Genomic DNA, 14,577 nt, shown 5'->3' with positions numbered 1-14,577 from the left:
TTGTTTTTTATGCTTCAATGAATTATATATAGTCCCTGTTTTTACAGAAAGATGCGCGGCCATTGAAATCGTAAGATGTCCTGCAAACACGGCCGATCCAATTTACCAACCCGAATCGATACCTAAAAAATAAAATGACAGCGAATACACAAGCTCTTCAGCAACCGGTGGCCATCATTGGCATGGGCGGCATGTTCGCCAAATCGAGAAATATCAAGGAGTACTGGCGGACCCTGCTTAACGGCATCGACTGCATCACCGATCCCCCGGCGACCCACCGCCAGTTGAACGACTATTTAGATGCGGACCCCAATAAACCGGACCATATTTACTGCAATCGAGGCGGATTTCTTCCGACGGTGCCTTTCGATCCCACCGAATTCGGCATTCCACCAGCAGCCTTGGAGGCCACGGACACCTCTCAGCTGTTGGGTCTGGTAGCCGCCAAAATGGCCCTTTCAGATGCCGGATATGGAGATGGCCGTGAATTCGACCGTGAGCATACCTCGGTGATATTAGGTGTTACGGGAACTCAGGAACTGGTTGTATCCCTGGGATCACGGCTGGGGCATCCGTCATGGCGTAAAGCGCTCGAGGACAAGGGGCTCAGCGACCAGCAGAAAGCATCCATTATCACAGACATCTCCAACAGCTATGTTCCCTGGCAGGAAAGCTCATTCCCCGGCCTTTTGGGCAATGTCGTGGCAGGTCGGATATGCAACCGCCTGAATCTTGGTGGAACCAACTGCGTCGTGGATGCAGCCTGCGCCAGCAGTCTGGGTGCCGTTCATCTGGGAGTCATGGAATTGGTTGCCGGCAAGAGCAACATGGTGGTTACGGGAGGCGTGGACACCATAAACGATATTTTCATGCACATGTGCTTTTCGAAAACCGGCGTTCTCTCTCACACCGGCGATGCCCGTCCCTTTGCCGCGGATGCCGACGGCACGGTTCTGGGTGAAGGCATTGGCATTCTGGTACTTAAGCGCCTTCAGGATGCCGAGCGGGATGGCGACCGAATCTATGCAGTCATCCGGGGTATCGGATCGTCCAGCGATGGAAAATCCCAGAGTATTTACGCACCGCGGCCCGAAGGACAAGCCCGGGCACTGGTCGAGGCTTATAAAAATGCCGGTATTTCCCCAGAAACGGTGGACATGGTAGAGGCTCATGGCACGGGCACGCGGGTGGGAGACGAGGTGGAATTCGCCGCCCTGAAAAATATCTTCGGCGCAGTCAACCCCAACGGCAACCGCTGCGCCCTGGGATCGGTAAAGTCCATGATCGGCCACACCAAAGCGGCAGCCGGTTCGGCCGGGCTGATCAAATCGGCCCTCTCTCTTTACAACAAGGTTCTCCCGCCCACACTCAAAGCGGACAAACCCGACCCGAAGCTGGGAATCGAATCCAGTCCCTTTTACCTCAATACCACCCCGCGGCCCTGGTTTTCCACAAGGGGTACCCCGCGGCGCAGCGGGGTCAGTTCTTTCGGATTCGGCGGCAGCAACTTTCACGTGGTGCTCGAAGAGTATCCGCGTGACAATAAAGAGATCGCCTGGGATGGGTCGGTGGAAATTCTGGCATTCTCGGGTCCGGATGCAGCGGCAATCAACAACAGCCTTTATCAGGTCGAAAAACTCATCGGTGATACCTTCGACCCTGCGGTGCTGTCCCGGACGGCACGGGCTCTGCGAACTAATTTTTCAGCCGGCCATCCGCACCGGTTGGTCATGGTAGTGGATACCACCTCTAACGGCAAGGCACTGACAGGGCGATTGCACAAGGCCATCGAAGTGGTCACTGGAGGCCGGCACGCCATCTTGTCCGATCAGGGCATCTACTACGTAGCGGCACCGCAGCGCGCCGGAAAAATCGCCTTCATGTTTCCCGGTCAGGGCAGTCAGTATCCCAACATGGGAAGAGATCTGGTCTGCCGTTTTCCCGGTGCTATGGAAGCTGTTCAAGACGCCGATCGCCAGTTTAATCAGAGCATCCCCCTCTGGGAGTTTCTGTTTCCACGCCCCGCCCTTTCCGACGACCAGCGGCAGCAGCAGGAAAAAGCCCTTCGGCAGACCGATGTGGCACAGCCTGCCATCGGAGCGGTCAGCCTGGCCATGCTTTCGATTCTGGACTACTTCAATGTTCGGCCGGATGCCACCTGCGGACACAGTTATGGAGAACTGCCCGCACTCTATGCAGCCGGTAGGATCAATAGGGAGACCCTGCTGTCTTTGAGCGTCACGCGCGGTCGGCTGCTGGCCGACGCCGGCCGGAACGGTGACGCGGGAACCATGCTGGCGGTAAAAGCACCGATTGACCAGTTAAAGGCGCTGGCCGATCAAATTCCGGACGTGATGCTGGCAAACCTCAACAGCCCCGACCAGGGCGTATTCTCGGGTACAACCGCAGCCATTGCATCGGTAAAAGCAACATGTGCTGAAAAGGGATACCAGGCCATATCCCTGCCGGTTTCTGCCGCTTTTCACAGCCCGCTGGTGGAAGAGGCTAGAAGGCCCTTTTCCCTGGCTGTCGGAAAGGCGACATTCGCCCCCACCCGAACCCCGGTATACGCCAATGTAACGGCTGCGCCCTACCCGGCCGATCCTTCAGCATGTACCGATTTACTGAGCCGGCAGCTGACTTCACCGGTCCAGTTTAAAGAAACCGTCGAACACCTCTACGAAACAGGCGTGCGCACGTTCGTCGAAGTGGGACCCAAAACGGTGCTTTCAGGGCTCGTTCGATCCACGCTCAAGGACAAGGATGTCACGGTCACTGCCATCGACCGTTCCTCCGGGAGGAAATCCGGGATCATGGATCTGGCCCAAGTCATCGGCCATTTGGCGGCACTTGGCACCGAACTTGATCTGAATCGCTGGGAAAATGAGCTTCCGTTGACCCGTTCTCAGAAAATGACCATCCCTTTATCCGGGACCAACTACCGGACGCCCCGAAAAGAAAAAACAACAGCGGTGACTGACAAAAAGGGCACTACACAGCACCAGGAAGCCCGACAAGCAGCTATTGCCATATCAACAAAAAAAGAGGTTGTTTCCCCCACGTCCATGAATACCTATAAACCCATCAATCAGACTATTCAGGCAATCCCCATAAAAAAACCGGTCGTCCGACACAGTGAGGTGAATCCGACATCAGATAACCACATGAACGATGCTCTGGCCATTGTGCGGAAAGGATTGGAATCGATCCAGTCACTTCAACAGCAAACCGCCCAGGCGCACCAGAAATTTCTGGAAACCCAGTCCCAAGCTAGCCGCACCCTCCAGGAAATGATGCAAAGCACCCGGATTTTTCTGGGATCCGCCCTGGGTAATTCCATGCCGGATGTCGCTGACATCCAGACGCCCGCTGTTCAACCGGAACCGGTTGCTTCCCTGCCGCCTGCAATGGAAAACCTCTCATCAATGGCAGCAGCAATTGCTGCTGACGTTGGTCCGGCCAGTAAACCTGAAATTCCTGTTCCGGATTATTCGCCAGAGGCCATACAAACACCGGAAACCGCATCGCTGAATGCCGAACCAACTATTGCCGCTGAAGCAATATCCAGGGCGCTGATCGACATCGTTTCCGAGCTGACCGGCTATCCAGAAGACATGCTGGGGCTGGACATGGACATCGAGGCCGACCTGGGCATCGATTCCATCAAGCGGGTCGAAATCCTCTCCGCCATGGAAGCACGCATGCCCCATCTGCCCCAGGTCACCCCGGACATGGTCGGAACATTGAAGACCCTGGGCCAGATCTGCGATTTTCTCTCAGCCGATTCAGGACCTTCAACAATAGAGACTCCAGATACGGCCCCTGCCGGAAGTCCAACAGCCGAAGCGTCGCTGACGGTACAAAAGACATTATTATCGGTGGTTTCCGAGCTGACCGGCTATCCAGAAGACATGCTGGGGCTGGACATGGACATCGAGGCCGACCTGGGCATCGATTCCATCAAGCGGGTCGAAATCCTCTCCGCCATGGAAGCACGCATGCCCCATCTGCCCCAGGTCACCCCGGACATGGTCGGAACATTGAAGACCCTGGGCCAGATCTGCGATTTTCTCTCAGCCGATTCAGGACCTTCAACAATAGAGACTCCAGATACGGCCCCTGCCGGAAGTCCAACAGCCGAAGCGTCGCTGACGGTACAAAAGACATTATTATCGGTGGTTTCCGAGCTGACCGGCTATCCAGAAGACATGCTGGGGCTGGACATGGACATCGAGGCCGACCTGGGCATCGATTCCATCAAGCGGGTCGAAATCCTCTCCGCCATGGAAGCACGCATGCCCCATCTGCCCCAGGTCACCCCGGACATGGTCGGAACATTGAAAACACTAGGGCAGATCTGCAATTTCCTTTCCGGGGGCGATGACAAGGCGCCAATCGAGTCCGACGCATGTGCGCCGGTCCAGTCGGCACCAGCGCATGAGGAGCCATGGGAGAGTGTATCCCGCCAGATCATCGATATCGTCGAAACCCCGAAAAAGCCCGGTCGCACGCTTCTTATCGAATCGGGTCGCTGGATAGGTGTCTTAAACGACAATTCTCCCATGGCACAATCCATGGTCACCGAATTGACCCGCAAAAAGATCCCTGCCCGCCTGATTCCCCGCGATGCGGCGGACAACGCACTGAGCTTCGACGGGGCGGCAGGCTTGATTCTTTGTGGGTCGACCGACCCGGAAGCCGCCTTTCTGGCTGCAAAACGCTCCGCTCAAGAACTATTGAGTTCGTCGACCCACGGCGATGCCCTGTTTGCCGCAATCACCTGCATGGATGGCGCCTTTGGTTTTTCGGGAAATCCTTTCGACCATCCCGAACAGGGCGCACTGCCAGGCCTGGTCAAGACCGCCGCCTTGGAATGGCATTCGGTAATCTGCAGGGCCATTGACATTTCCCCTGATTATACCGATCCGGATAAAGCCGCACAACACGCCGTTGCGGAGCTGCTGATCGTCTGTGACCACGATCCAGTGGAGATCGGTTTACATCCCCAACGCCGGGTGACATTGAAACCGGTTCCCGCCCTGACCGCTGAGGGTCCAATCCAGTTGGACAAAAAGGAAGTCGTCGTCGTCACCGGCGGTGCCCACGGTGTAACGGCCGCTTGCGCCCTTTACCTGGCGCGGGCTACCGGGGTTTCCATCGCCCTGGTCGGTCGATCGGCTCCTCCCTTTGAAATTCCGTCCTGGCTTCAGGGAATTGACGGCGAATCGGAGATGAAAAAAGCCATCCTTGAAAATGCGTTCAGCGCTTCCAAACCCACACCGCAAACGCTGGAAGCGGCCTATCGGAAACATGCGGTCAACCTTTCCATCAGGCGGACGATCGATGGGATCAAATCCTCGGGAGTCAATACCAACTATTTCTGTGCCGATGTAACCGACCGGGCGAGCCTGCATGAAGTGGTCGGCACCATTAGGAATCAATTGGGTCCCATCACCGGGCTGGTTCACGGCGCCGGGGTCCTCCACGATCGACTGATCGTGGACAAAACCGTCGAACAATTCCGGCAGGTTTATGCCACCAAAGTAAGCGGGCTGAAAAATCTGCTCTCCGTCACCCGATCGGACAACCTCCGTCACCTGGTCCTGTTTTCTTCGGTCAGCGCCCGCACGGGAAACACCGGCCAATGCGACTATGCCATGGCCAACGAAGCGCTCAACAAGATGGCCCGGGCGGAATCCCTGCATCGCCCCGCGTGCCGGGTTACCGCTATCAACTGGGGACCGTGGGACGGCGGCATGGTAACCCCGGCCCTTAAAAAAGCCTTTGACGGCAAGGGTATCCGACTGATCCCCATTGAAACCGGTGCCCGCATGATGGTGGCTGAAATGAGAAATGCCGATCCCAGCCCCGTTGAAGTACTCATCGGCGACATGCTGCCCCGTGAGATTACCGGATGGGTCGAGGTCCCGGATACGACCATGGCGCTGCTGGAGCGTCGCGAATTGGACCTTCAGCATTATCCGGTGCTTACCTCCCATATCATCGGCGGCAGACCGGTGGTGCCTTTCGCCCTGATCTCTGAGTGGATCGGCCATGGTGCCATGAAGGAAAACCCGGGCTTTTCCTTGCACGGCATCGACGATTTCAGGCTGCTCAGCGGCATTCGCATCGAACAGGAAAAGAAACTGGTCCGCCTCATGGCCGGCAAAGCCAGAAAAGACGGCGATGCGTGGCAGGTTGATGTGGAACTGAGAAACGGCGTGAAAAACGGCAAGGATGTGATCCACACGCGGGCTCGTGCCCTTCTGGTTGACCGGTTTCCCGCCGCCCCGGTCTTTACCAGAAACGGTAAAAACGGTAGTCGCGCCTACCCGCGGAATTTGGACGCCGTGTATGGACCGATCCTGTTTCACGGCGACCACTTGCGGGCAATTCAAGCCATCGACGACTATTCCGACCACGGCATGACCGCCCGGCTGACCAGTGCACCGAAACCCGAAGCGTGGATGCAGGATCCCATCAAGGGACACTGGATGGCCGACCCCATGGTCTTGGACGGTGCCTTCCAGATGGCCATCGTCTGGTGCTTCGAGCAGACCGGTAAGGTCTGCCTTCCCAGTTACGCCCGCGCTTTCCGTCAGTATCGTCCGGCGTTTCCGGCATCCGGCGTGACGGCGGTCATGTCGGTAACCGCTGCCAGTCACCGAAAAATGGTTGCCGATTTCACCTTTCTGGACAGCGATCGCCAGGTGGTTGCTACCTTGAACGGCTATGAAGCCACCATCGACGAATCACTCATCCATGCCTTTCAAAATAATAGATTACATCCTGTTATTACAGAGAATGGACAATGATAAAACTGCCTATCAAAAACAGCCGTGACACGTACACCGTCAATCCGACCAAGCTCATTGCCTTGGGGTTGAACTACCGGGCCCACATTGCCGAAAGCGTTTCAGTGAAGGTCAAGGGGTTCACCGATGAGGTTCCCACCGAGCCCCTGCTTTTCCCCAAGACCCCCAACGTGCTGGTCGGGCCGGACAAAGCCATTATCATTCCAAAGTTTTTAAAATCATATGGATTTAAGACGCTGCGAACCGATTATGAGGCGGAACTGGCACTGATTATCGGCAACCGGTGTAAAGATCTGTCACCTGTGGATGCCATTGATCACATCTTCGGCTACACCTGCATGAACGACGTCAGTCAGCGGAATATCCAGAACGGAGACCGAACCGGATGGTACCGGGGGAAATCCCTCGACTCCTTCGGTCCCATCGGTCCGCAGGTGGTGCTGGCGCGTGACCTGCCCGACCCCCAGGATTTAAACATCTGTTGTCGGCTGAATGGTATAACGGTTCAGGAAGGCAATACCCGTCAGATGATATTCAAGATTCCCGAAATCATCGCTTTCGTCTCTAGAAACTTCACCCTGATGCCCGGCGACATCATCCTTACCGGGACCCCATCCGGCGTCGGCCCATTGAGCCATGGCGACACGGTGGAAGTAGACATCGAACACATCGGCGTATTAAAAAACACGGTAATTGACGAAACGGTCTGATTCTGGAAGCCTGTTTGCAACGAACTCAACCGGAGTTAAAAAAGGCAGGAAATCCTGCCTTTTTGTATTGCGATGTAAACCGCCCCCCATCAAATAAACGCTGAATTAAACAATCACAGCTCCAGTGTCGTCACGGAACTGATCATCTTCGCTGAACGCAGTTCCTCGAGAACATCGGGGGGGACCGGTGTATCGGTCTGCAGAAAAATGATGTTGTGGTCACCGTCTTTTTCCTGCCCCACGTGCATCCGCCCGATGTTGATGTTGTGCCGTCCCAAGGTGGTTCCGATACCGCCGATGGCACCGGGCCGGTCCTGATTGAAGATCAGCAGAATATGCCCTTCGGGTACCAGTTCCAAACGGAAGTTGTTGATTTTTACGACCTTGATGTCGCTTCGGCCGATGAGGGTACCGGCCACCAGGTTTTCACCGGCGTCCGTGCTGACCCGCAGGGTGATCAGATGGGTGTAATCTTCGGCTTCCGATGTGGTGGATTCAGTGATTTTTATGCCCATCTCTTTGGCCACCACCGGAGCGTTGACAAAGTTGACCGCATGCTTGACCATGGGCGTGAGCAATCCCTTGAGAATCGCAGTGGATACCGGATCCATATCCATCCCTTTGAAATCACCGGTATATTCGATAGTCACCGCTTTGACGGGCCCGTCCGCCAACTGAGCCTGCAAGCACCCCATACGGTCGCCCACCGCCATGTAGGGGCCGATTTTTTGCAAAAGATCTCCGGTCACGGACGGAACATTGACGGCGTTGACGATGGTACCGTTGATCAGGTAGTCGACAATCTGCTGGGCCACGGCCACGGCCACATTGGTCTGGGCTTCCTGGGTGGATGCGCCGAGGTGAGGCGTACAGATAATCCGATCCATTTCGAACAGCCGGCACTCGCCGGGAGGTTCGGTTTCAAAAACATCCAGTGCGGCACCGGCCACCTTCCCCGATTTCATGGCCTCCTGAAGGTCGTCTTCGTTGACAATGCCGCCCCTGGCGCAATTCACGATCATCACACCGTCTTTCATCTTTTCAAAGGCCGCCTTGTTCAACAGGCCGTTGGTTTCCTTGATCTTCGGTACATGCACGGAAATGTAGTCTGATCGCTGGTAGAGTTCTTCCAGGGTCACACTTTCGAACCCGGTTTTCTCGATTTGCTCAGGCGCTACGAAAGGATCGTAAACCACAACCTGCATCCGAAGTCCCTTGGCCCGGTCAGCGACGATGGAACCAATTTTACCATAACCGATCACGCCCAGGGTTTTGTTGAACACCTCCCGGCCCTGCAGTTTTTTCTTGTCCCAGCGGCCGGCTTTCAATGAGAGGGTTCCCTGGGGGATATTCCGGGTCAGGGCCATCATCATGGCAATGGCGTGTTCGGCGGTAGTTACCACGTTCCCCGTGGGTGTATTCATGACGACCACACCCCGTTTGGTGGCGGCGGGGATATCCACATTGTCCAGACCGATGCCGGCACGCCCTACCACTTTCAGTTTTTTCCCGGCCTCAAGTATCTCCTCTGTCACCCGTGTGGCGCTGCGAATCACCAGCGCATCGTAATCACCGATAATCGCCTTAAGCGCCTGGGGCGATAGCCCCGTCTTTACGTCAACATCGATTCCCGCGGTCTCGCGAAATATCTGAATTCCCGCGTCACCGAGAGCGTCGCTCACAAGCACCTTGATCATTTCACCCTTCCTCCTTCTTCTGCAGGTTTCGCCGCTATCCGGTTCTATAAACAATAACCACCTGTGTCTATTTCAATGTCCCCGATGAGGCACAGGCCGCTTTCATTCCGGTTGGTAGACCCGGTTGAGTTCGGGTAACCGTCTTGACTGATGGCAAATTATAATGAATGTGGGTCGATCAGGCTGGGTTTGAAGTCCCATGCCGTTTCGGACGGGCACGAAGCGTATGTTTCATTGATTTAAAGAGGAAAGTCAAGGCGCAAGAAACATCATGCGCTTTCCATCAATCTGTTTTATCTATTATTTTCAAATATTAAGATTTTATTTTTTCGTTTTTAGAGACATGCGTTAACAAAGGCTGATGGTTTCATCAGAATTTATCTTTTAAATGAAAAAGGTCTCAAATTATAAATAATAGGGCCTCAGGATTGAAAAAAGCCGCTTTCTATGACACCTAAGTCCAGCGATTTTTGGGGAAGCGATGGGTGCAGCGCGAGTCAAAAAACGCTCAAGGTGACAGTAAATGACGCGCCATAACGGAGCTCTCATCCCAATGAAAACCGACCATCGCATCCGGTTTGTCGATTCAAAAAAAATGACCGATATCGCGTCGCAAAGCGTTCACCTGGTGGTAACCTCTCCGCCCTACCCCATGATCGAGATGTGGGACGCGCTGTTCTGCCAGCAGGCCAACATCAAAAAAGCCCTGAATAGCCATAAAGGCGTAAAGGCCTTCGAACTCATGCACCGGCAGCTGGACAGGGTATGGAATGAACTTTACCGGGTGCTGGTTCCCGGCGGCATCGCCTGCATCAACATCGGTGACGCCACCCGGACCATTAAGAACGAATTTGCCCTTTACTCCAACCATAGCCGTATCCTGTCCCACATGATCGGCCTGGGATTGGTCAACCTGCCCAATATCCTGTGGCGCAAGCAGACCAACGCGCCCAACAAATTCATGGGATCAGGCATGATGCCGCCCGGCGCTTATGTAACCCTGGAGCACGAGGTCATTTTGATCTTTCGCAAAGGCGGCAAGCGGCTGTTCAATACCCAAGAAGAGAAAACCAACCGTCGGCAAAGCGCCTTTTTCTGGGAGGAGCGCAACCAGTGGTTTTCCGACGTCTGGATGGATTTGAAGGGAACCCGGCAGAAAACCGGAGATAAACAGTTGCGTCAACGCAGCGGCGCCTACCCCTATGAGTTGGCCTACCGCCTGATCTCCATGTTTTCCGTTATGGGCGATACGGTGCTGGACCCATTTGTGGGCACCGGGACTACCTTGTTCGCCGCTGCCGCAACCGGCCGAAACAGTGTGGGCTACGAGTTGGACAAAGCTTTTCAGCCGATGATTGGCCAGGGGTTCGGCCAGGCCATCGAGCAGGGGCGCCGACGCATCGGTGAGCGTTTTGACGATCATCTGGAGTTTGTCCACGACCGCCAAACTGCCGGCAAGGTCATCAAATACACCAATCAGGTATATGGATTTCCGGTGATTACCCGCCAGGAAGTCGAACTGATGATTCCACTGCCGACGGCCGTAATTGAAACGGCGCCAAATCAGTTCAGGATGTCTTACACGATCACGGAACCATCCGCCACCGGTGATTCCGCCGCTATCCCGGCCACGTCCCAACCAAAGGGGCCCGGTCAACTGTGCTTGTTTGACTGATACTCTTTAAAGTTTGCCGTTGAGCCGGTATATAAACACCAACACTTCGGCAACGGCCCGGTATAATTCGGCGGGGATCTCGGACTCCAGTTCCATGGCTTCCAGCACATTGGCCAGGTTGCGGTCTTCAACGAGAGGGACGTCGTTTTCCCTGGCCACCTGGATGATCTGCTCGGCGACATGGCCCTTTCCCTTGGCCACCACCCGCGGTGCCATGTTTTTGGCCTGGTCATATTTCAGGGCGGCCGCCTTCTTAACCGGTTTGTCGTTCATATGCTCAGGTCCACCTGCCGACGATTGGGAAGGGTCAGATCTTCACCGTCGAATTCGGCAATTTTTTTCTCGTTGACCACCACGCTGACGGCAACGGTATTGAAGGTATCCCGGAGCATCTCCCCGATGCGGTGGTACTCGCTTTCGATGGCCGCCTTGACGTCAGCTTCCCTGACGAAGAAGGTGACGTTCAGATCCTTGCCAACCATCCACAAATCGGTACGCACCGTTCCCATGCGGTCCATGTCCAGCAGCAGGGAAACCCGTGGATTTTTCTGGGCATCCGCCCTCCCCTTTTTTGCGTAGTAGACCTTGAGCCGGGCATTGCGTTGCGTGTCAGTCAGAAACATCAGGTGGGAGAAAGCCTGGAACAGGTCGGTGTCCACGGGTTTTTCCGTGGCCATGAACTGCTGATGCTCGATGTGAGAAACCGTTCGTTGAACCACGCTTTTCAATGTTTCAAGCAGGTGCCGGTCGCCGCTCTGCGAATCTATGGGTTGCTTATCCAGAAATTCTTTCAGAATCAAAAGGTTCGGTTTCAAGTCGTTGACCATGAGATCACGGATTACCGGTTGCCGGGCCAATTCGGCCGGGGTCATTGACGTCGACCGAGCCTGAAGGCTATGGATTGCCTGCTCCAACCGTTTTTCGAAATAGAGCCCGGAATTTTCGATGAAATCCTTGACCCGGGTCACCAACATGGTCATATCGCCGGTTGGCAATGCAGGATTCAGCGCCTGCTGAAGGTTGATCAGGGCGCCTTTTATCGGGGTGGACAGGGGAGTCACAAGGTCTTTCACCGGTTGGAGGGTCCCATCGAGGATCTGTCGAATCCGCTCCCGCAGGACCGTCACCTCGGCTGCCGTGGGCGCAGGAGCCGGGGTCACCGATACCGCAGCCGATTTAGCAGACAAGTTGGAAATTATTTCCGGCTGAGAATGAAGGGCCGGTGGTGCAACCGATGCCTGTCGGGTCACTCCGGTTTGGCCCTTAGGGGTAACAATAACTTCCGTGGTGGTGGGCAAACTGTTTGGATCCACCGTTTGGACCTTTGACCCCACGGCCAAGGCGATGCCATTGTCACTTTTCAACACGGTGAGATGGATGGTCTGGCCCTGCCGAACCGGAATGTCAATTCTGGCAAAAGCTTTGAATTTTCCGAAATCCACCAGCGTCAGCCCATTCTTTTCAAATCCGGTAATGCGTCCCTGGAGAGTTTCACCGGGAACCAGCGACCGCGACGGGTCGGACAGAAAAGGCCTGTCGGATATGGGTTCGAAGAGGCGAATCTCCAGCCGTTCCCCTGTCGGGAGGTTCGCCGCCGGGTCGCTTTTGGGCACCATGACCATACGAAGATTTTCCCCTGCCGCCTCCACACGGATCTGGATATCCTGACCGGTGACAACCGGCAGGGGCAGACGGGCATAAGCCTTGAACTGACCGATGGAAAGCAGGGCGTCGTTGTCCTTTTCCACATCCAGCACCGATGCCGTTAACAGATCCCCGACCCGTAAGGCCATTGGTGCAGGCGGGCTTTTGCCCAATTCTGTCATCTGCGGCGGCATCGGTAACAACCATTGGATGTCCATTCTGCTGTCCCCCAATTGGGTTCCCTGCATCGGAATACAGCAAGGGTGGGTGCCTCAACACGATTATCGAACCGATTGCGAAAAACGTCAAGAAAGCCAATTCCCCTCTGCCGGAGGGTGCGTTAATAACTACGCGAATGAAACCGGCTGTCGTTGTATAGGTCGATATCCATGATTTTCCATTATTCGCAAGACGTTCATTGTTAAAATAAAATTATAGCACATGGCGATTTCTTTTTCTAACCACCGGACAGCCATCCGGAATCAGACCATGATTTTGCTGGAATCGACTTCTCGCCGAAGAAGATTATCCCCTGTTTGCCTAACCCATGAGTTTATGCTACAGAAAATGCCCTTGCAAACAACGCCTATGAATGGATCGGTAAAGGACCTCATGTTTTCAGGAATACAGGAAATTCTGCTTATCGTGCTCATTATTTCGGGGATATTTCTGGTTCCACGGATGATGAATCCTCGGCCTTCCCCCCCGAAGGTGGTGCTGCGCCGCCCTGCCCTTACGTTTTCCTGGACCCTTCGCCTGGCCCTCATTGTATCTATCCTCTGGCCGGTTGCCTGTGCGCTATTCTTCAAGCCCTGGCAGCATGACGTTATTCCATTTGCCACGGTGGGTCTGGGACCGGTGGTGATCGGATGGAGTATCAAGTGGGTACTTGCCGGAATTAAAAACAAGCGCTAAAGTGGTGATTGAGGAAGAAACATCGCCCATTTTAAATTCGGCGCATTTGACGATGCCGGGGCGTTGCCACCGATCGATCAACATCTAATTGAGGAGAGGCTTTCCATGGTACACGAGGATGCCGGACACTACGCGGCAAAACATCCCGGCGCTAATATCGACAAGGCCATTTCCGACGCCATCGCCGCCAAGGAAAAAGAGGGACGCATCACCTGCGCGGCGGCTCATGCCATTGCTAAAAAACAGGCCTGTTCCCCACAGGTAGTGGGCATGAACATCGACCTGCTGGAAAAACGAATCCGCCGGTGCCAACTGGGGTTGTTCGGTTATGGTTTGAAAAAGAAAAAAGCGGTAAAACCGGCAGCCATGGTGACAAAAACCCTCCGGACCGCTATCCGCAAGGCCATGGACGGCGACAGCATCACCTGCCAAGCCGCCTGGACGCTGGCCAAAGAAATGAGCCTGACGAGGCTGGAAGTATCCTCGGCCTGCGAGGCCCTGAAAATCAAGATCTCAAAATGCCAGTTGGGAGCGTTTTAGTTCCCGGCTCACGATGGCACCTCCGAACAGCCGCCCGCTTCCGCAATCACTTCCCGGCAGACAGCGTTTTAAGATAGCGGAACAGGTTGCGGGTAGATTTAGGCGGTGCGTTTTTTTCCTTTTCTTTGCGGGCGCTGCGCACCAGTTGGCCCAGACGCTGGCGATCCGCATCCGGAAAGGTGCCCAAAATTTCATGGATTACATCATCGTCCCCATCCACCAGCTGGTCCCGCCAGGCTTCGATTCGCTGGAAGGCTTTCGCCTGCCGATAGGCGCCCTGTTCGATCTCTAAGAGTGCCTGCTCAATGGGTTCTGCATCCACGCTGCGCATCAGCGTGCCGATATACTGCATCTGACGACGTCGGGCCCCATGGGATTTTATCGTGCGTACGGTCTGGATGGCATCCACCAGCGCCGGAAGCAATTCCATCCGGTCGAGTTGGTCGTCGGAGAGCAACACCAGACGCTCCCCCATTTTCTGGAGCGCCACAGCCTCTTTTTTCAATCGGGTTCGGCTCTTTTCAAGATCGTCTTGCATGTCCATGGTTCAAATTTCCATCATTAATCGGTGGTGCATGCAC

The 14,577-nt window shown here is 55.0% G+C and carries 9 protein-coding genes; 5 read left to right on the top strand and 4 right to left on the bottom strand.

Going from position 1 to position 14,577, the window contains the following annotated elements:
- The first annotated feature begins 134 nt into the window (after nucleotides 1–134).
- The gene (locus ACHZBS_RS27940; RefSeq protein WP_319409818.1) at nucleotides 135–6,815 is read left to right on the top strand and encodes an SDR family NAD(P)-dependent oxidoreductase; all 6,681 of its coding nucleotides are present in this window, start codon (nucleotides 135–137) and stop codon (nucleotides 6,813–6,815) included.
- Nucleotides 6,812–7,525 (top strand): fumarylacetoacetate hydrolase family protein, encoded by a 714-nt coding sequence (locus tag ACHZBS_RS27935; protein WP_319409817.1) that lies wholly within the window; start codon nucleotides 6,812–6,814, stop codon nucleotides 7,523–7,525. Before ACHZBS_RS27940 ends, ACHZBS_RS27935 begins: the two co-directional genes overlap by 4 nt.
- A gap of 113 nt (nucleotides 7,526–7,638) precedes the next feature.
- Here the strand turns inward: ACHZBS_RS27935 and serA are convergent, their stop codons facing one another.
- The gene (gene serA / locus ACHZBS_RS27930) at nucleotides 7,639–9,219 is read right to left on the bottom strand and encodes a phosphoglycerate dehydrogenase (RefSeq protein ID WP_319410203.1); all 1,581 of its coding nucleotides are present in this window, start codon (nucleotides 9,217–9,219) and stop codon (nucleotides 7,639–7,641) included.
- A 556-nt stretch (nucleotides 9,220–9,775) separates the two neighbouring features.
- Between serA and ACHZBS_RS27925 the strand changes: the two genes are divergently transcribed.
- Entirely contained in the window at nucleotides 9,776–10,897 is a 1,122-nt protein-coding gene (locus tag ACHZBS_RS27925; protein WP_319409816.1) for a site-specific DNA-methyltransferase, read from the top strand.
- Nucleotides 10,898–10,903: 6 nt separating this feature from the next.
- On the opposite strand, the gene ACHZBS_RS27920 is transcribed toward ACHZBS_RS27925, so the two are convergent.
- Together ACHZBS_RS27920 and ACHZBS_RS27915 are read right to left on the bottom strand one after the other, a co-directional pair.
- A complete protein-coding gene (locus tag ACHZBS_RS27920; RefSeq protein WP_319409815.1) occupies nucleotides 10,904–11,170 on the bottom strand; it encodes an EscU/YscU/HrcU family type III secretion system export apparatus switch protein in 267 nt (88 codons plus the stop codon).
- Nucleotides 11,167–12,774: a hypothetical protein gene (locus ACHZBS_RS27915; RefSeq protein WP_319409814.1), complete on the bottom strand. Its 1,608-nt coding sequence runs from the start codon at nucleotides 12,772–12,774 to the stop codon at nucleotides 11,167–11,169. The genes ACHZBS_RS27920 and ACHZBS_RS27915 overlap by 4 nt, the downstream gene beginning before the upstream one ends.
- Nucleotides 12,775–13,030: 256 nt before the next feature.
- On the opposite strand from ACHZBS_RS27915, the gene ACHZBS_RS27910 reads away from it, so the two are divergent.
- Both ACHZBS_RS27910 and ACHZBS_RS27905 read left to right on the top strand, forming a co-directional pair.
- Nucleotides 13,031–13,456 (top strand): hypothetical protein, encoded by a 426-nt coding sequence (locus ACHZBS_RS27910; RefSeq protein ID WP_319409813.1) that lies wholly within the window; start codon nucleotides 13,031–13,033, stop codon nucleotides 13,454–13,456.
- A gap of 105 nt (nucleotides 13,457–13,561) precedes the next feature.
- Nucleotides 13,562–13,996, top strand: coding sequence for a hypothetical protein (locus ACHZBS_RS27905; RefSeq protein WP_319409812.1), 435 nt, complete (start codon nucleotides 13,562–13,564; stop codon nucleotides 13,994–13,996).
- Nucleotides 13,997–14,042: 46 nt separating this feature from the next.
- Here the strand turns inward: ACHZBS_RS27905 and yjgA are convergent, their stop codons facing one another.
- Nucleotides 14,043–14,540, bottom strand: coding sequence for a ribosome biogenesis factor YjgA (gene yjgA / locus ACHZBS_RS27900; protein ID WP_319409811.1), 498 nt, complete (start codon nucleotides 14,538–14,540; stop codon nucleotides 14,043–14,045).
- Nucleotides 14,541–14,577 lie beyond the last annotated feature (37 nt).

The sequence above is a fragment of the uncultured Desulfosarcina sp. genome, from assembly GCF_963664155.2.
In the GTDB taxonomy this organism is placed as follows: Bacteria; Desulfobacterota; Desulfobacteria; order Desulfobacterales; family Desulfosarcinaceae; genus Desulfosarcina.
Note: the sequence above shows the minus strand (reverse complement) of the source record. Positions and strands in the feature narration are given on the sequence as shown.